The organism is Streptococcus mitis, from assembly GCF_946188585.1.
Lineage (GTDB): Bacteria > Bacillota > Bacilli > Lactobacillales > Streptococcaceae > Streptococcus > Streptococcus mitis_DG.
Genome location: NZ_CAMHVI010000001.1, coordinates 373,916 through 395,663, shown reverse-complemented (window position 1 = coordinate 395,663; position 21,748 = coordinate 373,916). Strand labels below are relative to the sequence as shown.

The 21,748-nt window shown below is 38.3% G+C and carries 15 protein-coding genes; 11 read left to right on the top strand and 4 right to left on the bottom strand.

From position 1 onward, the window contains the following. Positions 1–20: 20 nt before the first annotated feature. The 3 genes from N8M66_RS01960 to N8M66_RS01950 all read right to left on the bottom strand — a co-directional run bounded on the left by N8M66_RS01960 (position 21) and on the right by N8M66_RS01950 (position 3,322). Complete coding sequence (locus N8M66_RS01960; protein ID WP_261045290.1) at positions 21–473, bottom strand: NUDIX hydrolase; 453 nt, start codon at positions 471–473, stop codon at positions 21–23. Positions 474–602: 129 nt separating this feature from the next. Continuing rightward, positions 603–2,861 (bottom strand): ATP-dependent Clp protease ATP-binding subunit, encoded by a 2,259-nt coding sequence (locus tag N8M66_RS01955; protein WP_261045289.1) that lies wholly within the window; start codon positions 2,859–2,861, stop codon positions 603–605. A 230-nt stretch (positions 2,862–3,091) separates the two neighbouring features. Further along, the gene (locus N8M66_RS01950) at positions 3,092–3,322 is read right to left on the bottom strand and encodes a DUF1797 family protein (protein ID WP_000443570.1); all 231 of its coding nucleotides are present in this window, start codon (positions 3,320–3,322) and stop codon (positions 3,092–3,094) included. Between the two features lie 190 nt (positions 3,323–3,512). Between N8M66_RS01950 and N8M66_RS01945 the strand changes: the two genes are divergently transcribed. The 11 genes from N8M66_RS01945 to N8M66_RS01895 all read left to right on the top strand — a co-directional run bounded on the left by N8M66_RS01945 (position 3,513) and on the right by N8M66_RS01895 (position 20,381). Beyond that, positions 3,513–4,196 carry an amino acid ABC transporter permease gene (locus N8M66_RS01945; protein ID WP_033676806.1) on the top strand — a complete coding sequence of 228 codons (684 nt, stop codon included), beginning with the start codon at positions 3,513–3,515 and terminating at the stop codon, positions 4,194–4,196. Further along, positions 4,196–4,930: an amino acid ABC transporter ATP-binding protein gene (locus N8M66_RS01940; protein ID WP_000140954.1), complete on the top strand. Its 735-nt coding sequence runs from the start codon at positions 4,196–4,198 to the stop codon at positions 4,928–4,930. The genes N8M66_RS01945 and N8M66_RS01940 overlap by 1 nt, the downstream gene beginning before the upstream one ends. 374 nt (positions 4,931–5,304) lie before the next feature. Beyond that, positions 5,305–5,868, top strand: a complete 564-nt coding sequence (locus N8M66_RS01935; protein ID WP_261045287.1) for an HAD family hydrolase — start codon at positions 5,305–5,307, stop codon at positions 5,866–5,868. A 14-nt stretch (positions 5,869–5,882) separates the two neighbouring features. Continuing rightward, complete coding sequence (gyrB, locus tag N8M66_RS01930) at positions 5,883–7,829, top strand: DNA topoisomerase (ATP-hydrolyzing) subunit B (RefSeq protein ID WP_049539264.1); 1,947 nt, start codon at positions 5,883–5,885, stop codon at positions 7,827–7,829. Between the two features lie 81 nt (positions 7,830–7,910). Next, positions 7,911–9,638, top strand: coding sequence for a septation ring formation regulator EzrA (gene ezrA, locus N8M66_RS01925; protein ID WP_261045284.1), 1,728 nt, complete (start codon positions 7,911–7,913; stop codon positions 9,636–9,638). Between the two features lie 136 nt (positions 9,639–9,774). Continuing rightward, positions 9,775–11,166, top strand: coding sequence for a peptidoglycan-N-acetylglucosamine deacetylase PgdA (gene pgdA, locus N8M66_RS01920; RefSeq protein ID WP_261045282.1), 1,392 nt, complete (start codon positions 9,775–9,777; stop codon positions 11,164–11,166). A gap of 208 nt (positions 11,167–11,374) precedes the next feature. Beyond that, positions 11,375–16,177 carry a S8 family serine peptidase gene (locus N8M66_RS01915; RefSeq protein WP_261045280.1) on the top strand — a complete coding sequence of 1,601 codons (4,803 nt, stop codon included), beginning with the start codon at positions 11,375–11,377 and terminating at the stop codon, positions 16,175–16,177. Positions 16,178–16,461: 284 nt separating this feature from the next. Further along, the gene (locus tag N8M66_RS01910) at positions 16,462–16,839 is read left to right on the top strand and encodes a GFA family protein (RefSeq protein ID WP_261045278.1); all 378 of its coding nucleotides are present in this window, start codon (positions 16,462–16,464) and stop codon (positions 16,837–16,839) included. Between the two features lie 29 nt (positions 16,840–16,868). Then, positions 16,869–17,786, top strand: coding sequence for a glycine--tRNA ligase subunit alpha (gene glyQ / locus N8M66_RS01905; RefSeq protein WP_000038733.1), 918 nt, complete (start codon positions 16,869–16,871; stop codon positions 17,784–17,786). A 259-nt stretch (positions 17,787–18,045) separates the two neighbouring features. After that, complete coding sequence (gene glyS, locus N8M66_RS01900; protein WP_261045277.1) at positions 18,046–20,082, top strand: glycine--tRNA ligase subunit beta; 2,037 nt, start codon at positions 18,046–18,048, stop codon at positions 20,080–20,082. A 41-nt stretch (positions 20,083–20,123) separates the two neighbouring features. Beyond that, positions 20,124–20,381 carry a DUF896 family protein gene (locus N8M66_RS01895; RefSeq protein WP_084926903.1) on the top strand — a complete coding sequence of 86 codons (258 nt, stop codon included), beginning with the start codon at positions 20,124–20,126 and terminating at the stop codon, positions 20,379–20,381. A gap of 117 nt (positions 20,382–20,498) precedes the next feature. On the opposite strand, the gene N8M66_RS01890 is transcribed toward N8M66_RS01895, so the two are convergent. After that, positions 20,499–21,737: an NAD(P)H-dependent oxidoreductase gene (locus N8M66_RS01890; RefSeq protein ID WP_045607182.1), complete on the bottom strand. Its 1,239-nt coding sequence runs from the start codon at positions 21,735–21,737 to the stop codon at positions 20,499–20,501. Positions 21,738–21,748 lie beyond the last annotated feature (11 nt).

The window sequence follows — 21,748 nt, the reverse complement described above, 5'->3', positions numbered from 1 at the left end:
AATTTGATTTTCGAAGAGTATTAGTCAATCTTATGCTGTTTTTTCCAAGATTGGATTGCCCATTTATGGCTACCACGTTTGAGATTTTCAATAGCCTTGTCAATAGGGAACCAGGCAATATGATTAAAGTCTTCTAGTGGCTTTTGCACTTCTTTGAAAGAAGTTGCTTCATAGAGGTAGGCAGGATTGTAGTAGTAGGTGTCACGGTGACGAGAGTAGAAATATTCGTCAGCTTGTCCGTAATAGCTACCAATTTCAGCTGTGAAACCAAGCTCTTCAATCAATTCACGCTTTAGGGCTTCTTGATGATTTTCACCTGCTTCAATTTCTCCACCTGGTAGAAACCAAGCACCATTTGGTGCTTGAACAAGAACAATTTGTTTTTGTTCAGCATCAGGGATAACTGCATATACGCCATAGCGTGAAACATAGTCTGTATTTGCTTTCTTTTCTCCGAAAGTTGGGTTTGCCATTGGATTTTCCTCATTATTTATTATCTTTATTATTATCTTAATGGACAAAGGTCTAGCTGTCAAGAATTTATAGTTATTTTAATAAAAAGGAGCAGAAAATTTTCATTTTCTACTCCTTTTCTATAGGATTTATACTTCTTTTTCAGAAGTCTTTACTTCAGCTTTTTTGGCAGATTTGATTTGAATGTTGCCCTTGCTGGTCATCACTGCCTTGAGGTCTTTTTCGCTTGGATTTTCAAGGTAGTAGTCAGTGATTGCGTCCTCAATATAGTCTTGAATAGTACGACGAAGTGGGCGTGCTCCCATTTTTGGATCATAGCCGAGGTCAACTAATTTTTCCTTGACCTTTTCAGTTACATCCAAATGAATGTTGTTGCTAGAAAGGCGCTTGTTAACGTCTGCAAGCATAAGCTCGACAATCTGAAGGAGGTTATCTTTGCTGAGAGCCTTAAATTCGATAATGCCATCAAAACGGTTCATAAACTCTGGACTAAAGAAGTTACCGAGTTCACCGAGAACAGAGTTGGTACGTCCTTCGCGAGCTGCCCCAAATCCAACGCTGGCTTCTGCCTTACCTGTACCTGCATTTGAAGTCATGATAATGATGGCATCCTTGAAGCTGACGGTACGGCCTTGCCCATCTGTCAAACGACCATCGTCCAAGACCTGGAGGAACATGTGCATAACATCTGGATGGGCTTTCTCAACTTCATCCAAGAGAATAAGAGAATATGGATTGCGACGAACTTTTTCCGTTAATTGCCCAGCCTCATCATAGCCAACATAACCTGGAGGGGCACCGACTAATTTAGCCACACTGTGTTTTTCCATGTATTCACTCATGTCAAAGCGAATCATACTGTCAGCAGAACCAAAGAGTTCGATAGCTAGTTGTTTGGAAAGTTCTGTCTTACCGACCCCAGTTGGCCCGACAAAGAGGAAACTTCCAATCGGACGGTTAGGGGTACCGAGACCGACACGATTACGGCGAATAGCCTTGGCAATCTTATCGACTGCATCATCTTGGCCAATAACATGAGACTTGAGGTCTTCGGCTAGATGGATGAGTTGAGATTGTTCTTTCTCTTTTAAATCACCAACAGGGATATTTGTTTTCTGCTCGATAATGTGCTCAATGGTTTTCTCGCTGATGATAGGAGTATCTTGGTCCGTGACCTTCTTCTTTTGCATTTCCTTATACTTGGTAATCTGGTCACGGAAGTAGGCAGCTTTCTCAAAATCTTCTTCTCGTGTAGCTTGAGATTTGAGATTTTCAGCCTCAATCAAGCGCTGATCAATCACTTTAGGGTCTACAAAATTCAAGGTCAAATTCATCTTAGAACCCGCTTCATCTAGGAGGTCAATGGCCTTGTCAGGTAAGAAGCGATCTTGGATGTAACGATTGGAAAGAGTTGCAGCTGCTTCAATTGCAGCATCGGTATATTGAACGTGGTGGTAGTCTTCGTATTTCTTTTGAATACCTTTGAGGATTGTGATTGTTTCGTCCACTGTTGGTTCATCGACCTTAACAGGCTGCATACGACGCTCTAGGGCTGCATCTTTTTCAATGATACGGTATTCATTGAGGGTAGTAGCACCGACCAATTGCAGCTCTCCACGAGCAAGGGCGGGCTTGAGGATATTTCCTGCATCCATATTGCCATCGCCCGCAGAACCAGCACCGACAATTTCATGGATTTCATCGATAAAGAGGATGATGTCCTCACGTTTGCGAATTTCTTCCATGAGTTTTTGCATGCGTTCTTCAAATTGTCCACGGATACCCGTTCCTTGAACTAAGCTAACCACATCCAGACGGATGACTTGTTTTCCTTGTAGTTTATGGGGAACATCTCCATCAACTATTTTCTGAGCTAGACCTTCGACAACGGCAGTTTTTCCGACACCTGGTTCACCGATAAGAACAGGATTATTCTTGGTTCTGCGATTGAGAATTTCTATGACACGGATAATCTCATCGTCGCGCCCAATAACGGGGTCAATATCTCCACGACGGGCAATTTCAGTTACGTTGATACCAAATTCTTCCAGTAGGCCTTTTTCTTGGCTTGGTGGAGGAGTTTGAGCAGGTCCACGATTTTGGGAACCATAACCGCCATTTCCACCGTAACCTCCACCTGATTGGGTTGGGGGAGTCGGAGGAGTATTGTTAGAAGGCCTGAAATTGTTTAGGTCATTGAAGAAATCACCAAAGGGATCAAAGTCACGATTGTTCAGATCCGTAATACCTTTAAAGAGGCTATTGTTAGGATCTGTCTTGATAATCTTATAGCAGTTTTGACAGAGGTCAATTTGTTTTTGCTTTCCATTGAGATTGGTATAAAGATGAATCGTTGAGTCATTGATTTTACAGTTTTGACAAAGCATACATCTACCTCATTTCTTTCTTTAGCCTGACCTGTCTAAAGGTCAAAAATAGTCAAATTTCTATACTCTCATTATAACAGGATTGGGGTGTAAAGCAAGTAAAAAGATTGCAGCTGTGAGAAGTTGTTACAATGAAAATTTTTGAGATTTTAGGGAATAAAAAAATCCTATTTGTGAGACAAAAAGGATTTTGGTTAGACATGCAGGGTGTAATCCCAGCTTGTTTTGTATTAGTAAAGGAGTTCGTAAATCTCCATTGCAATCAAGTCAATGCTGTCAAACGTATAAGTTTCGCGAGCTTCGACATCACGAAGGGTAAAGATTGAGCCGTTTTCTTCGTCGTGGCTGTATGCAACTTCTGCAACAACAACTCCTTCGCGTTCAAAATTACGTTTTAAATTTCCGCCGTCTTTTGCCATTGCTTCAAGGCGGTTGATGATTCTAACCAAATGTGATTCCATTTTGATTCTCCTTCATTTCTTATCGTTACTATTTTACCATAAAGGAGGCCAACTTGCCTAGAAAAAACTAAGATTTCTCGCTAATTCTACCAGCTTAAAGTTTTTTTGAATAAATCAGACAAAGGATTTGAATTTTAATTCAATACATGTTATAATCATACAGTATTCTATTTTAGAAAGCAGTGTGACTATGAATTTTTCTTTTTTACCTAAGTATTTACCTTATTTTAACTATGGGGCTATCGTGACGGTTCTCATTTCTATTTGTGTTGTCTTTTTGGGGACTATTTTGGGTGTTGTCTTGGCTTTTGGACAACGTTCAAAGTTTAAACCGCTTGTCTGGCTCGCCAACTTGTACGTTTGGATTTTCCGCGGGACGCCGATGATGGTTCAGATTATGATTGCCTTTGCCCTTATGCATATCAATGCTCCGACTATTCAGGTTGGGATTTTGGGTGTTGATCTTTCTCGTCTGATTCCAGGGATTTTGATTATTTCTATGAACAGTGGTGCTTATGTTTCTGAGACTGTTCGGGCCGGAATCAATGCGGTTCCTAAAGGTCAGTTAGAAGCGGCTTATTCGTTAGGGATTCGTCCTAAAAATGCTATGCGCTATGTGATTTTGCCACAAGCTATCAAAAATATTTTGCCAGCATTGGGGAACGAATTTATCACTATTATCAAGGATAGTTCCCTCTTATCAGCTATCGGTGTCATGGAGTTGTGGAATGGGGCTACAACAGTTTCTACAACAACCTATCTACCTCTGACACCACTTTTATTTGCAGCCTTTTACTACTTGATTATGACCTCTATTTTGACAGTAGCCTTGAAAGCTTTTGAAAAACGTATGGGACAAGGAGATAAAAAATAATGACAGAAACCTTGATAAAAATTGAAAATTTACATAAATCCTTTGGAAAGAATGAAGTATTGAAGGGCATCAACCTCGAGATTAAAAGAGGAGAAGTTGTCGTTATCATCGGTCCTTCAGGGAGCGGGAAATCTACCTTACTTCGTTCTATGAATTTGTTGGAAGAAGCGACCAAGGGGAAGGTTATCTTTGAGGGAGTCGATATTACGGACAAGAAGAATGACCTGTTTGCCATGCGTGAGAAGATGGGGATGGTTTTCCAACAATTTAACCTCTTTCCTAATATGACTGTGATGGAAAATATCACCTTGTCTCCTATCAAGACCAAAGGTGAGAGCAAGGCAGTGGCTGAGAAGAGAGCCCAAGAACTTTTGGAAAAAGTTGGTTTGCCAGATAAGGCAGATGCTTACCCACAGAGTTTGTCAGGTGGTCAGCAACAGCGGATAGCTATTGCGCGTGGTTTAGCTATGGAACCTGATGTTTTGCTCTTTGACGAGCCAACTTCAGCCCTGGACCCTGAAATGGTAGGTGAGGTGTTGGCTGTTATGCAAGACTTAGCCAAGTCAGGAATGACCATGGTTATCGTAACACATGAAATGGGATTTGCTCGTGAGGTGGCAGACCGTGTCATCTTTATGGCAGATGGTGTGGTTGTTGAAGATGGGACACCTGAACAGATTTTTGAACAAACCCAAGAACAACGGACTAAAGACTTCTTGAGTAAGGTTTTATAAGTTAGCTTTGCTGAGCTGTTTGTAGTCAGTTTTAAACTTTCAAGAGAAGATTAGTGAAAAGCTAGGCTCAATACCAGTCAAGTGGAACTTACTTTGAGAAGTTACCCCCCTTATTAATAACATCCATAAATTGGATATTAGGATTTTTAATATAAAGTAGTTTTGTGTTAAAATATAATTGTTCCATATGATTCTCTCTAATGATGGTTTGGTTACTTTTCATTATAGATTATATGGGGCTTTTTTCTACAAGAAAATAGGTTTCATAATATCTATAAGAAATTTATCCTATATAAATATCATAGAGCATTTTTTATGTGGAAAACTCAGGGAAATCATCGCTTTTTTCATAAAAAAATGCTATAATGAAGGGTATGAAATATCACGATTATATCTGGGATTTAGGTGGAACTTTACTGGATAATTACGAAACTTCAACAGCTGCATTTGTTGAAACTTTAGCTCTGTATGGCATCACACAAGACCATGACAGTGTCTATCAAGCTTTAAAGGTTTCTACTGATTTTGCGATTGAGACATTCGCTCCCAACTTAGAGAATTTTTTAGAAAAGTACAAGGAAAATGAAGCCAGAGAGCTGGAACATCCGATTTTGTTTGATGGAGTTTCTGACTTATTGGAAGACATTTCAAATCAAGATGGCCGTCATTTTTTGGTCTCTCACCGTAATGATCAGGTCTTGGAAATTTTAGAAAAAACCTCTATAGCAGCTTATTTTACAGAAGTGGTGACTTCTAGCTCAGGCTTTAAGAGAAAACCAAGTCCAGAGTCCATGATTTATTTAAGAGAAAAGTATCAAATTAACTCTGGTCTTGTCATCGGTGATCGGCCGATTGATATCGAAGCAGGGCAAGCTGCTGGACTCGATACCCACTTGTTTACCAGTATCGTGAATTTAAGACAAGTATTAGACATGTAAGAAAAAGGAATAAGATGACAGAAGAAATTAAAAATCTGCAGGCACAAGATTATGATGCCAGTCAAATTCAAGTTTTAGAGGGCTTAGAGGCTGTTCGTATGCGTCCAGGGATGTATATCGGATCGACCTCAAAAGAAGGTCTTCACCATCTAGTCTGGGAAATTGTTGATAACTCAATTGATGAGGCCTTGGCAGGATTTGCTAGCCATATTCAAGTCTTTATTGAGCCAGACAATTCGATCACTGTTGTCGATGATGGACGTGGGATTCCAGTCGATATTCAGGAAAAAACAGGCCGACCTGCCGTTGAGACTGTCTTTACTGTCCTTCATGCTGGAGGAAAGTTTGGCGGTGGCGGCTACAAAGTTTCAGGTGGTCTTCACGGAGTGGGGTCATCCGTAGTTAATGCCCTATCCACTCAATTAGATGTTCATGTCCACAAAAACGGAAAGATTCACTACCAAGAGTACCGTCGTGGTCATGTTGTTGCTGATCTTGAAGTGGTTGGGGACACAGATAGAACCGGAACAACGGTTCACTTCACACCAGACCCAGAAATCTTTACGGAAACAACAACCTTTGATTTTGATAAATTAAATAAACGGATTCAAGAGTTAGCCTTTCTAAATCGCGGTCTTCAAATCTCCATCACAGATAAGCGCGAGGGGTTAGAACAAACTAAGCATTATCACTATGAAGGTGGGATTGCTAGCTACGTTGAATATATCAATGAGAATAAGGATGTTATTTTTGATACACCAATTTACACAGATGGTGAGATGGATGATATCACAGTCGAAGTAGCTATGCAGTACACAACGGGTTACCATGAAAACGTCATGAGTTTTGCCAACAATATTCATACCCATGAAGGTGGAACGCATGAGCAAGGTTTCCGTACAGCACTGACTCGTGTTATTAACGATTATGCTCGTAAGAATAAGTTGCTTAAAGATAATGAAGACAATCTGACAGGGGAAGATGTTCGCGAAGGGTTAACTGCAGTTATCTCAGTTAAACACCCAAATCCACAGTTTGAAGGACAAACCAAGACAAAACTGGGGAACAGCGAAGTAGTCAAGATTACCAATCGTCTTTTCAGTGATGCTTTCTCTGATTTCCTCATGGAAAATCCACAGATTGCTAAACGTATCGTGGAAAAAGGGATTTTAGCTGCCAAGGCTCGTGTGGCTGCCAAGCGTGCGCGTGAAGTCACTCGTAAAAAATCTGGTTTGGAAATTTCCAACCTTCCAGGGAAATTAGCAGACTGTTCTTCTAACAATCCTGCGGAAACAGAACTCTTTATCGTCGAAGGAGACTCAGCGGGTGGATCAGCCAAATCTGGTCGTAACCGTGAGTTCCAGGCTATCCTTCCAATTCGCGGTAAGATTTTGAACGTTGAAAAAGCAAGTATGGATAAGATTCTTGCTAATGAAGAAATTCGTAGTCTTTTCACAGCGATGGGAACTGGATTTGGTGCAGAATTCGATGTTTCAAAAGCCCGTTACCAAAAGCTCGTTTTGATGACCGATGCCGATGTCGATGGAGCCCATATTCGTACTCTTCTTCTAACCTTGATTTATCGTTATATGAAACCAATTTTAGAAGCTGGTTATGTTTATATCGCCCAACCTCCAATCTATGGTGTCAAGGTTGGAAGCGAGATTAAAGAATATATCCAGCCAGGAGCAGACCAAGAAATCAAACTCCAAGAAGCTTTAGCCCGCTATAGTGAAGGTCGTACCAAACCGACTATTCAGCGTTATAAGGGGTTAGGTGAAATGGACGATCATCAGTTGTGGGAAACAACCATGGATCCCGAGCATCGCTTGATGGCCAGAGTTTCTGTGGATGATGCGGCTGAAGCAGATAAAATCTTTGATATGTTGATGGGGGATCGAGTAGAACCTCGTCGTGAATTTATCGAAGAAAATGCCGTCTATAGTACACTTGATGTCTAAAAAATCGGGAGAAGTAGTTCCCTTGGTCTAAAAAATATGATATAATCATTACGATTGTTTCAAGTAAAAAAGGAGTTTAATATGTCTGGTGGACTAGTAATTTATCTTGCAATTGCAGTTGCAGTTTTCTTAGTGATTGCCTATGCTATCGCAATCTACGTACGAAAACGCAATGAAAGTAAATTAGCAATTTTAGAAGAGAAAAAAGAAGAGCTGTACAATCTTCCAGTAAACGATGAAGTTGAAGCTGTTAAAAATATGCACTTGATTGGACAAAGTCAAGTGACTTTCCGTGAATGGAATCAAAAATGGGTTGATTTATCTCTTAATTCTTTTGCCGATATCGAAAATAATCTTTTCGAGGCAGAAGGTTATAACAATTCATTCCGTTTTTTCAAGGCCAGTCATCAAATTGACCAAATTGAGAGCCAAATTACCTTGATTGAAGAAGATATTGCGGCAATTCGCAATGCCTTGGCAGATTTGGAGAAACAAGAGTCTAAAAATAGTGGACGTGTTCTTCATACCTTGGACTTGTTTGAAGAGTTGCAACACCGAGTTGCTGATCATTCTGAAGAATATGGCCAAGGTTTGTCTGAAATCGAAAAACAATTGGAAAATATCCAATCAGAGTTTTCTCAGTTTGTTACTTTGAACACTTCAGGTGACCCAGTAGAAGCTGCTGTGATTTTGGATAATGCTGAGAATCATATCTTGGCTTTGAGTCATATTGTTGACCGCCTGCCAGCAATTGTAAAAGCATTATCTAAAGAGTTACCTGATCAATTGGATGATTTGGAGGATGGTTACAGTAAGCTTTTAGATGCTAACTATCATTTTGCTGAGACGGATATTGAATCTCGCTTCCAATTGCTTTATGAAGCTTTGAAGAAAAATCACGAAAATATTGCACAATTAGAGTTGGATAATGCTGAGTATGAAAATACTCAAGTTCAAGAAGAAATCAATTTACTCTATGATATCTTTACACGAGAAATTGCTGCTCAAAAAGTAGTAGAAGGCTTAGTTGCAACCCTTCCTACATATTTGAAACACATGAAAGATAGTAATGCTGTTTTAGTAGAAGATATTCAACGATTAAGTAATAACTACCTGCTTTCTGAAACGGATGTTAGTCATGTTCACAGATTACAAGCTGAGTTAGAATCTCTGGAAGAATCTGTATTGGAATTAACTTCTGAACAAGAAGAACACTCTGAACCTTATTCATTCCTTGAAGAACGTTTGGAAAACTTACAAGCGACTTTGAAAGAAATTGAAGATGAACAAGTTGCGGTTAGTCAACGTCTTGCTCAGATTGAAAAAGATGATATCAATGCTCGCCAAAAGGCAAATGTTTATGTTAATCGTCTTCACACAATTAAGAGATACATGGAAAAACGTAATCTTCCAGGTATTCCTCAGAATTTCTTACAGTTGTTCTTTACAGCAAGTAACCATACTGAAGAGTTGATGGCTGAACTAGAAGAAGCTCGGGTCAATATCGAAGCTGTGAACCGTATGCTTGAAATTACAACAAATGATATGGAAGCACTTGAAGAAGAAACCTATAATATTGTTCAATATGCAACGTTGACAGAACAATTGCTACAGTATTCGAACCGTTACCGCTCATTTGATGAACGAATTCAAGAAGCCTTTAATGAATCATTAGAAATTTTTGAAAAAGAATTTGATTATCATGCTTCATTTGATAAGATTTCGCAAGCTTTGGAAGTTGCAGAACCAGGTGTAACCAACCGTTTTGTTACTTCATACGAAAAAACACGTGAGACGATTCGTTTCTAACATAATAAAAGGCTCTATAATATTTGTAGTGGGTAAATCCCTCTATAGATATTATAGAGCGTATTTTTTTGTTCAAAACGAGTAATAGTACTTATTTCTCATTGAAATTATAGCCTGAATTTGATATGATATTTCTATGGATAAAAGTAGAGCAAATCGTGTTGAGCACGATAAAAAGAGAATCGGTTTAATAGCCCTAGTAGCTATCTTTTCAGTAAGTATTTGTGTCCTTGGTTCAATGATTGGATACAAAATATATACAAAGCAAAGTTTTGAACAAAGGATTGAAACGCTCAAGAAAGAGAAAGATGATCAATTGAGTGAGGGAAATCAGAAAGATCATTTTCGTAAGGGACAAGCCGAAGTAATTGCCTATTATCCTCTCCAAGGGGAGCAAGTGATTTCATCTGTAAAAGAAATCATGACACAGGATATTAAGGAAAATCTGGAAGACAAGGAAAATCTGGTTTTTTATTATACGGAGAAACAGGATTCGACTTTAAAAGGGATTGTTAACCGAAGTGTGATGAAACAAGTCTATGATTTAACTTCGTCAAAAGTTGAAGAGACTGAAAAAACTAGTCTGGCAAAAGTCCATTTGACAGAAGATGGTAAAACTTTTACACTTGATCAATTATTTTCAGATCCTAGTAAAGCCAAAGAGCAGTTGTTAAAAGAAATCACCTCTTTCTTACAGGATAAGAAATTGGAGCAAGAAAAGATCGATCAGCTTGTTAAAGGCTTCTCTGACCAAGACTTGTCTGCATGGAATTTTGATTACAAGGATAGTCAGATTATCCTTTATCCAAGTCAGGCAGTTGAAAATCTAGACGAGATTGCCTTACCAATATCTAGTTTCTTTGAAGTTATTCAGTCCTCTTATTTATTAGATAAGGATGCAGAGCTATATAAGGCTTATTATGAAAAGAAAAATCGTAAAGTAGTAGCCTTGACTTTTGATGATGGACCAAATCCTGCAACGACAAATCAAGCCTTAGATACTCTCTCTAAGTACGGAATTAAAGCAACTTTCTTCGTTCTGGGTAAGAATGTTTCTGGAAATGAAGAGATTTTGAAACGTATGAAATCGGACGGCCATGTTATTGGAAACCATAGTTGGAGTCATCCAGTGCTTTCAAAACTTTCCCTTGATGAAGCTAAAAAACAAATTACTGATACAGAGGATGCGCTAACTAAGGTGCTGGGCTCTAGTTCTAAACTTATGCGTCCGCCTTATGGAGCTATTACAGATGACATTCGAAATAGTCTCGATTTGAGCTTCATTATGTGGGATGTGGATAGTCTGGACTGGAAGAGTAAAAATGAAGCAGCTATTTTGACAGAAATTCAGCGTGAAGTCAAGAATGGTTCTATTATTCTCATGCATGATATCCATGCTGAGACGGTAAATGCTCTTCCGAAGGTTATTGATTATTTGAAAGGGCAAGGTTATGACTTTGTCACAGTTCCTGAAATGCTTAATTCACGATTGAAATCACATGAACTATTCTATGACCGTGATCAGTAAGATTTTTACTAAATGAGTAATTGAATAGAAAGTAATTATTTAATAAATAAATTTAGTCTTGTATTAATCGAGGCTAAATTTTTTTTATGTTTAAATCTCGAGAGATAATTGATTAATATTACAATTTTGTTACAAAATAAGTTTTTGATAGAATTTTCAGACAATTTAGGATATAATACTTTTAATTTAAATAAAAAGGAGTGATTTTATGGGAGATTGCAAAGATTTTTGTCATAAAAAGTACCAAATAGCAACGATTTTTCTGCTATCGGTCTTTGCATTCGGATTTGCTTTCGCACAGGTTAGTGCCGATGAGGGAAAATTTGAATCATCAAATCAAGTTACACATTTGGTAACAATTAATAAATTAGATGATTCAAATAATATCGCACCGCCAGTCACGGCTGACAAGAATGCTCTAAATTCTTCTTCGAAGGAAAAAACAGAAGTGACAGAGTCATTAAAACAAGATGAATATAGAGATAATAAGTCAGACAAGGATGAAACCACACAGAAAGAAACGATTGCTATAAAAAGTGAAGAGAAGAAGGAAGATTTAGCAGTGAAAAGTAATTCTTCTTCGGAAAGCTTACAATCAGAGTCGTTATCTCAAGGTGGACATAAAGAAAAGCCAAACAGTATCTCCAGTAATGAAATTATTACTGTCCCTAAAACCTGGGAAGCAGGACATAAAGGACAAGGAACTGTAGTCGCTGTTATAGATTCAGGTCTTGATTTGAATCATGAAGTTTTGCGTATTTCTGATCCGTCAAAGGCGAAATTTAAAAATAAGGATGATATCGAAAAAGCTAAAAAGGCTGCTGGTATTGACTATGGGAAATGGTACAGTGACAAAGTAGTATATGCTTATGATTACTTTGATGGAACTGATAATATAAAAGAGGCTGAAAAAGAGTCTCATGGAATGCACGTTACTGGGATTGTAGCCGGAAATCCTGTTAATAAAGCTCCAAATTCTGAGAAGGTTTATGGGGTTGCGCCAGAAGCTCAAATAATGTTTATGAGAGTTTTTTCAGACAGAGATAAAACTACAGCCTCTGCCCTTTATGTAAAGGCCATTGATGATGCAGTTGCGTTAGGTGCGGATGTGATTAATATGAGTTTGGGTGCAGGTGCGGGTTCAACGGTAGATGCAGGTTCAGATATCATTGATGCAGTAAAAAGAGCACGCGCTAAAGGAGTATCTGTTGTTATCGCTGCTGGTAATAGTAATACTTTCGGTAGAGGTTTTTCACAACCATTAGCAGAAAATCCTGATTATGGTCTCGTTGGAAATCCCTCTACAGTAGAAGATTCAATTTCTGTTGCTTCGATTAATAATAAAATTCTAACTACTGAAGTATTTGAAGTAAAAGGTTTAGAAAATGACGCTACCCTTGATTATGGTAAGTTTGATTTTAATAGACCTGAAACAGAAAAAGATTTTGAAAAAGGGAAAGAATACGAATATGTAGCAGCGGGTATTGGTCGTGAAGAAGATTTTGCCAATATTGATGTAAGAGGCAAGTTAGCACTGATTCAACGTGGTAAAATTAATTTTTCTGATAAGATTAAAAATGCTCTTCAACATGGTGCAGTTGGAGTTTTAATTTATAACAACGTTGAAGGTGCAAATGTTAGTATGTCTGTTACAGGTGATGCTAAGAAAATTCCATCTGTCTTTATTTCAAAACATTATGGTGAAATTCTTAAATCTGGTCAGTATAAAATTGTCTTTAATCACAAGATGGATAATCGTAAATCAGATGTTGCAGACCAATTGTCAGATTTTTCAAGTTGGGGAGTTACAACAGATGGACAATTGAAACCAGATGTTACTGCACCTGGTGGAAATATCTATTCATCATTTAACGACAACAGTTATGGAAGTATCAGTGGAACAAGTATGGCTGCTCCTCATGTAGCTGGTGTCGCAGCATTAGTCAAAGAATATTTAGCAAAGAAACATCCTGAATTATCAGCTAGTCAAATTTCAGAGATTGTAAAAGCTTTAATTATGTCTACTGCAAAACCACATTTTAATAAACAAACTGGAGCCTATACTTCTCCACGTCAGCAAGGTGCTGGTGTAGTTGACACGATGGCGGCAACAAGCACAGATCTATTTGTAACAGGTGCAAATAACTATCCAAGTGTTACTCTTGGTAATGTTGGTGATAAATTTACCTTTGAAGTTACAATTCATAATATTTCGGATAAAGACCAAACATTGAAGATGATTGTAAATACAAATACGGACGAAGTTGAAGAAGGGAAATTCACTCTCCGTCCACGAAAACTAACTGAAACAGTTTGGCCTGAAGTAACTGTGAAAGCTCATAGTACGAAGACGGTAACAGTTAGTGTAGATACAAGTAAGTTTACTGAAGAACTTAGCAAAATAATGCCAAATGGATATTTTCTAGAAGGATTTGTTAGATTTGTCAATCCTGCAGATGATAGTTCTGTTATTGGTTTACCATTTATGGGATTTAAGGGAGAATTCCAAAATCTACCTGCAATTGAAAAACCAATTTATCAATTGATTAAGGAAGGAAACAGTGGATTTTACTCTGAAATTGATAAAGATAATCCAGGAATTTCACCTTCAGACGATGCAACTTATTTAACAAGTTCTGAAAATGATGTAAATGTTTTAAAAGCAGAGCGTCAAGGAAATCGAGTGACTGTACTCGGAGTGAAACAAGATGCTGAAGGGAAATACCATCTTCAATTAGATGAAAAAGGGAACATCCGCCTTGCTATCTCGCCAAATGAGGATGGAAATAAGGATTCTGTTCAATTTAAAACTCTTGTCTATAGAAACTTGGTAAATCTTCGTGCGACGGTTTATGATTCTTCGGATACAACACACAGTCAGCCTATTTGGCAAAGTCGTCCGACAGACCTTGTAAAAAATTATTTTGATGGCGATACTAGAAATCCAAGAAGTTACATTGTAGATAAAACAGCTTGGGGAGGACAGGATTCTAATGGAAATCGAGTCTCTGATGGAATTTATGACTATGTTATTAGTTATAAGCCAGATGTCCCTGGAGCTGAGGAACAATACACAATATTTAAAATTCAAATCGATACACAAAAACCTCTGATTACTTCGGGATATATTCGTTCTCAAAAAGATCAAGAACAATTTATAGCTCGTAAACCTCAGGATGTAGGAAATGGGGGAATTCTTCTAGAAAAAGTCTTTTATATTCGTCCTTCTGAAAATAGAGAAGCGACAGATTCAGAAATCGAACAGTATCAAATTATCAAACAAAATGAAGATGGTAGTTATACACTTCCTAAGAACGTTGATAAATCGAAAATCTTCTATTATGTAGAAGACTTTGCGGGAAATGTAGATTTTATATCTCTCAAAGATCTTGTAGGTGAAGAAAATAGTGGTCGTGTAAAAATTGCTATACTAAACAATAAAACCAAGGATGAGATTGATACAACTTATGTTTATCGCATTAAAAATAGCGAAGGTCAATATGTAACTGTTGATAAGTCAAAAGATATTAATTTCTTGAAATTTGGGCATTATGTTGCAGAAATTTTTAGCTATGACCGTACAGAGTTGAAATTTGTGAGTGCTCTATCTAAGGAATTTGATTTAACGAAAGAAAACAGTTTTCAAACTATTACCTTCTTGGCTAACAAAATGAAATATGCCCCAGTAACGGTTGGCTTTAATCAAGCTGTTCCTGGAACTACAACTATTACTTTAGTAGGTGAAGACGGTCAGAGTCAAGTCTTGCCAGCTGAAACATATGGTAAACATTCTTATGGTAAGAAAGTAGTTACTGGTGAATATAAGGTTCTTGTAAATCTGTCAAATGGTTATGAATTACTTGATAATCTTCAACCATTTAAAGTTCTGTTTGGTAAAAATAATGTTTTGTCACTTTCAGTTGTTTCTAAGTTAGCTCTGATTGCAGCTTTAAATAAACAAATGGAAGTAGTTAAAACTCCGAGATATTATAATACAAAACAGAAGTTAAAAGAGATTTTTGATCAAAGTGTCAAAGATGCGCAACTAGCATTGGGAAGTAAACTTAACCAAGATAAAATTGATCAAATTGTTAATGCTTTAGAGTCTGCTATGCAAACATTGGATGGTAAGGAATCTGATATCACATCATTGAAGAATGCCATTAAAGCATATGCTGAGACAGTTAAAAAAGGTAAATATATAAATTCTGATCAAGAACGCAAAGGTCAATATGATCGTGAATTTAAACTCTTGGCATTATTAATTACAAAAGATTTGATAACTCAAGATGAAATCGACCGTCTATTGACCGCTTTCTTGAAAGCACAAGACCAGCTGAATGGGAAAGAAACAGATTTCATGAGCCTAAAAAACGTTATCGTGGATGAAGTGAAGTTCCAAGACAAAGATCCAAGATTTTTGACAGCTAGCAAAGAGGAGAAAGATGCATATAATCTTATTTTCAACAAAGCTAAGCTACTTTTGGAAAATACAGAAGCTAGTCAAGAAGAAATTAATGAAGTAATCAATGCTCTAAAAGAAACAGCTGTAAAACTTAAGGCTAATAAAGTAGAGATTCCAACTAAACCAGTTGCATCAGTTAAGCCGGTTAATCCAACTAAAGCAGTTGCACCAGTTAAGCCAGTTAATCCAGCTAAACCAGTTGTAACGATTAAACCAGTTAATCCAGCTAAACCAGTTTCTCAAGTGAAACCTGTTAAATTAGTAAGTCACAATAGACAAGTCTCAACTATTAAGCCTTCAATTAGCAATGATAAAATTGAGAAAGCTACATCAATTGCAATACATCATTCCAATATAGAAGCTAAGCATGAGAATAAAACACTAGCTGGAAGTGGTCAACAAGTATTTTTAGCTACAGTCAACAAAGAAGGAAAACAATTACCAGCCACTGGTGAGAATAACATGATTTCTATTATTCTAAGTATTTCAGGAATTTCTCTCTTATTGTCAGTTATTGGACTTGCAACTTTTTCAAAAAGTGAGTAGAGAATACAATACATCTTTCTATAGTTTTTGATTTACAGTATGTTACAATTCTGATATAATAGTCAGGAAGAAAGAAAGTCTTATGGCGTTCTTCAAGCGAGCTTGGGACAGTGGGAGCCAAGTAGGACAAAATAAGAGACTGGCGCTTTCTGTAGTATTTTCAAAAACAATGAAGTAATAAATTAGGGTGGAACCGCGTTTCTGACGCCCCTAGTCGCAAGGCTTGGGTGTTGGAATTCGGTTCTTTTTGAATTTCGTCTAATGCCTAAGTAGAAAGGAGCTTAATGCTTAAAGGATCTTGTTTATGTAAAGCAGTAACCTACACTCTAGATGAGGAATTATCTGAATTAGTGTTTTGCCATTGCTCATTCTGTCGGAAAGCAACTGCGTCTGCCTATACAGTTAATGCCAAAGTTAGCAGTAAAAAGTTAGTATTGCATGGAAAAGAAAAGCTTGTTACTTATAGTTCTTCTCCAGGAAAACAGCGTTATTACTGCCAGAACTGTCATAGTCAAATTTTCACTGTTCAAGAAAATATACCAGAAGTCTGTGCTTTGAAATTAGGTACAATAGATGAATGCGATCAGAATTTACAAACTGTTCCCAAACGTCATATTTTTCAAGATCCAGCCTTTTCTTGGTTGCTTGATAAATCCATCTAAAAACATAATATAAATTAAAGGAGTAAACAATGTCTAAGAAATTAACATTTCAAGAAATTATTTTGACTTTGCAACAATTTTGGAATGATCAAGGTTGTATGCTTATGCAGGCTTATGATAATGAGAAAGGTGCGGGGACAATGAGTCCTTACACTTTCCTTCGCGCTATCGGACCTGAGCCATGGAATGCGGCTTATGTAGAGCCATCGCGTCGTCCTGCTGACGGTCGTTACGGGGAAAACCCTAACCGTCTTTACCAACACCACCAATTCCAAGTGGTTATGAAACCTTCTCCATCAAATATCCAAGAACTTTATCTTGAGTCTTTAGAAAAATTGGGAATCAATCCTTTGGAACATGATATTCGTTTTGTTGAGGACAACTGGGAAAACCCATCAACTGGTTCAGCTGGTCTTGGTTGGGAAGTTTGGCTTGATGGGATGGAAATCACTCAGTTTACTTATTTCCAACAAGTTGGTGGATTGGCAACTGGTCCTGTGACTGCGGAAGTTACCTATGGTTTGGAGCGTTTGGCTTCTTACATTCAAGAAGTAGATTCTGTCTATGATATCGAGTGGGCTGATGGTGTAAAATACGGAGAAATCTTCATCCAGCCTGAGTACGAGCACTCAAAATATTCATTTGAAATTTCGGACCAAGAAATGTTGCTGGAAAACTTTGATAAGTTTGAAAAAGAAGCTGGTCGTGCCTTGGAAGAAGGATTAGTGCACCCTGCCTATGACTATGTTCTCAAATGTTCACATACCTTTAACCTGCTTGATGCGCGTGGTGCTGTATCTGTAACAGAGCGCGCAGGCTATATCGCACGTATCCGTAACTTGGCCCGTGTCGTAGCTAAAACCTTTGTCGCAGAACGAAAACGCCTAGGTTATCCACTTTTGGATGAAGCAACACGAGCTAAACTCTTAGCAGAAGACGCAGAATAGTGAGTAATACTGTGCTCTAAAATCGTTAGAGGCAAGTCGAAGACTTGCTAGAGGGATATGCACCGCCGTACTGTTATGTGGGGATTTTTGAAACCTTAGGTTCAAAAATCAGTCAGATAAATCCACTTTGATGAGACTGTTGGAAATCCTGATCAATTTTGCATTAGATTTCCATACAGACTCACAAAGTTAGTTAGCGACGTCCCCAGTACCTAAGGTGCATATCAAAAAAGATTGAAGAAAATGTAAAGGAAAAAACATGACAAAAAACTTATTAGTAGAACTCGGTCTTGAAGAATTACCAGCCTATGTTGTCACACCAAGTGAAAAACAACTAGGCGAAAAAATGGAAGCCTTCCTCAAGGAAAATCGCCTGTCTTTTGAAGCTATTCAGACCTTCTCAACACCACGTCGTTTGGCTGTTCGTGTAACTGGTCTTGCAGATAAACAGTCTGATTTGACAGAAGATTTCAAGGGTCCAGCAAAGAAAATTGCCTTGGATAGTGATGGGAACTTCACCAAAGCAGCTCAAGGATTTGTCCGTGGAAAAGGCTTGACTGTTGAAGATATCGAATTCCGTGAAATCAAGGGTGAAGAATATGTCTATGTCACTAAGGAAGAAGTTGGACAAGCAGTTGAAGCCATTGTTCCTGGTGTTGTAGATGTCTTGAAGTCATTGACTTTCCCTGTCAGCATGCACTGGGCTAACAACACCTTTGAATACATCCGCCCTGTTCACACTTTAACTGTTCTTTTAGATGAAGAAGAGTTTGATTTGGATTTCCTTGATATCAAGGGCGGTCGCGTGAGTCGTGGTCATCGTTTCTTGGGGCAAGAAACTAAGATTCAGTCAGCATTGAGCTATGAAGAAGACCTTCGTGCACAGTTTGTAATTGCGGATCCTCGTGAACGTGAGCAAATGATTGTTGACCAAATCAAAGCAATCGAAACTGAACATGGTGTACGCATCGAAATTGATGCTGATTTGCTTAATGAAGTCTTGAACTTGGTTGAATACCCAACGGCCTTTATGGGAAGTTTTGATGCCAAATACCTTGAAGTTCCAGAAGAAGTTTTGGTGACTTCAATGAAAGAACACCAACGTTACTTTGTTGTTCGCGATCAAGATGGCAAACTCTTGCCAAACTTTATTTCTGTTCGTAATGGAAATGCTGAGCATTTGGAAAATGTCATCAAAGGAAATGAAAAAGTCTTGGTAGCCCGCTTGGAAGACGGAGAATTCTTCTGGCGTGAAGACCAAAAATTGGTTATTTCAGACCTTGTTGAAAAATTAAACAATGTAACCTTCCATGAGAAAATTGGTTCTCTTCGTGAACACATGATTCGTACGGGTCAGATTGCTATTCTCTTGGCAGAAAAAGCAGGTTTGTCAGCTGATGAAACGATTGACCTAGCCCGTGCAGCTGCTATTTACAAGTTTGACTTGTTGACAGGTATGGTTGGCGAGTTTGATGAACTACAAGGAATTATGGGTGAAAAATATGCCCTTCTTGCTGGTGAAACTCCAGCAGTGGCAGCTGCTATTCGTGAACACTACATGCCTACATCAGCTGAAGGAGAACTTCCAGAGAGCAAGGTCGGTGCAGTGCTTGCCATTGCAGACAAATTGGATACGATTTTGAGCTTCTTCTCCGTAGGTTTGATTCCATCAGGTTCTAATGACCCTTATGCCCTTCGTCGTGCAACTCAAGGTGTAGTTCGTATCTTGGATGCCTTTGGTTGGCATATTGCTATGGATGAGCTGATTGATAGCCTTTATGCATTGAAATTTGATAGCTTGACTTATGAAAATAAGGCAGAGGTTATGGATTTTATCAAGGCTCGTGTTGATAAGATGATGGGTTCTACTCCAAAAGATATTAAGGAAGCCGTTCTTGCAGGATCAAACTTTGTTGTGGCGGATATGTTGGAAGCGGCAAGTGCTCTCGTAGAAGCAAGCAAGGAAGAAGACTTCAAACCATCTGTTGAATCACTTTCACGTGCCTTTAACTTGGCTGAGAAGGCAGAAGGATCCGACACGGTTGATCCAGCTCTCTTTGAAAATGAAGAAGAGAAAGCCTTGGCAGAAGCGGTAGAAACACTCGTTTTATCAGGATCTGCAAGTCAGCAATTGAAACAGCTCTTTGCTCTTAGCCCAGTCATTGATGCATTCTTTGAGAATACCATGGTTATGGCTGAAAATGAAGCAGTCCGTCAAAATCGTTTGGCAATCTTGTCGCAATTAACTCAAAAAGCAGCTAAACTTGCACGTTTTAACCAAATTAACACTAAATAAAGTTTGATAAACGGACTTTATCTTATCACAAAGGAGAAGAAATGGATCCGAAAAAAATTGCTCGTATCAACGAGCTTGCTAAAAAGAAAAAAACAGAAGGCTTGACCCCAGAAGAAAAAGTTGAACAAGCCAAACTACGTGAGGAGTACATCGAAGGTTATCGTCGCACTGTTCGTCACCACATTGAAGGAATCAAAATTGTGGACGAAGAAGGAAATGATGTTACACCAGAAAAACTACGCCAAGTACAACGTGAAAAAGGTTTACATGGCAGAAGTCTTGATGATCCAAATTCATAAAAACTATTCTTTCTTTTAACAAAGATAGATGAAATAATAATCAAAATACTAGCAGATACAAACTGCTAGTATTTTTTGGTTAAAAAAGGAACCAAAATGGTTCCTATAAAACTACTATTAGTTACTTGCGCCAGATGTAGCGTCTGCGCCACCACCGTGGCCTCCAGCATCACCTGCATCAGAAGCTCCAGATGTAGCATCTGCTCCACCATGTCCTCCAGCAGGAGCTGCAGCATTTCCACCGACTAGACGTTGACCAGTCGTATTGAGGTACCAGTCAAGCCATGGTTGGAAATTAAAGATGATTTCATTGATTCCAGCATATGAACCATCTGGGTAATACATTGCTTGGTAATTATGGGTATTAATAACGCCTTCTGGTGTTCCTGGTACAATTGTACGGACATATTCTTGATCCCCGTTACGCAATACGCCGACAACCCATTCAACGTTTTTCATTCTAGAATCTGGCAATGTACCGTGTACTGTTCCTAATCTATTTCCTGATTGAGCACGGACACGTTTACCAAACATTGTATCTGGGTCTTGGTGTGCGTTATTAAAGTACAAGAATTGATTATTATCATCTGCAAATGTCAATTCAAATGGCATTGCTTTCAAGAACATGTCAAGTTGGTTAACTGTCAAGATACCGTGGTCTAATTTAACGTAAGTATCTCCAGAAACAGCTCCAACAAGTTCAGCAGCTTTTTCTACCCATTCAGGATCATCAGGGTCAACACCTTGAATGGTAGTTGCAATTGAATTTGTACAATATAAATCTTCTGGCTCAATTGGTTTTGGTTTTTTCAATTTTGAAACGACTCCCACATATTTTACAAAGTTGTCCAAGCATGTTTCAAGGAAATTAACAGTTCCTTCGTTCGTGATATTTCCATTAACATCAAAAGCTTCTTTAGCTTTACCAAGAAGGAATTCATTTCCTGGAAGAGTGTAGGCATTGACACCTGGAGCGTCAAGAATCTTACGAAGGTGAACTTGGGCACGAGAAGTACCTTGGTCGTAGTAAGAAGCACCCACAATCATAACTGGCTTATTTTCAAATGGATGAACTTCGTATGAAAGCCATTCAAGAACAGATTTTAGGGAAGCTGAGATTGTGTGGTTGTGCTCAGGCGTAGCAATGATAACACCATCAGCACGAGTAATTCTGTTATACAAAAGACGTAATTGGAAACTTTCATCCCATTTTTCGTCCTGGTTAAACATTGGAACTTCGTCAATTTCAAGGACTTCTAATTCAAATTTGAGTTTGAAGTGACGACGGATGAATTCCAAGAGTTTACGGTTATATGATTGATCGTAGTTTGATCCTACAAGTCCAACAAATTTCATTCTTTTTGCTC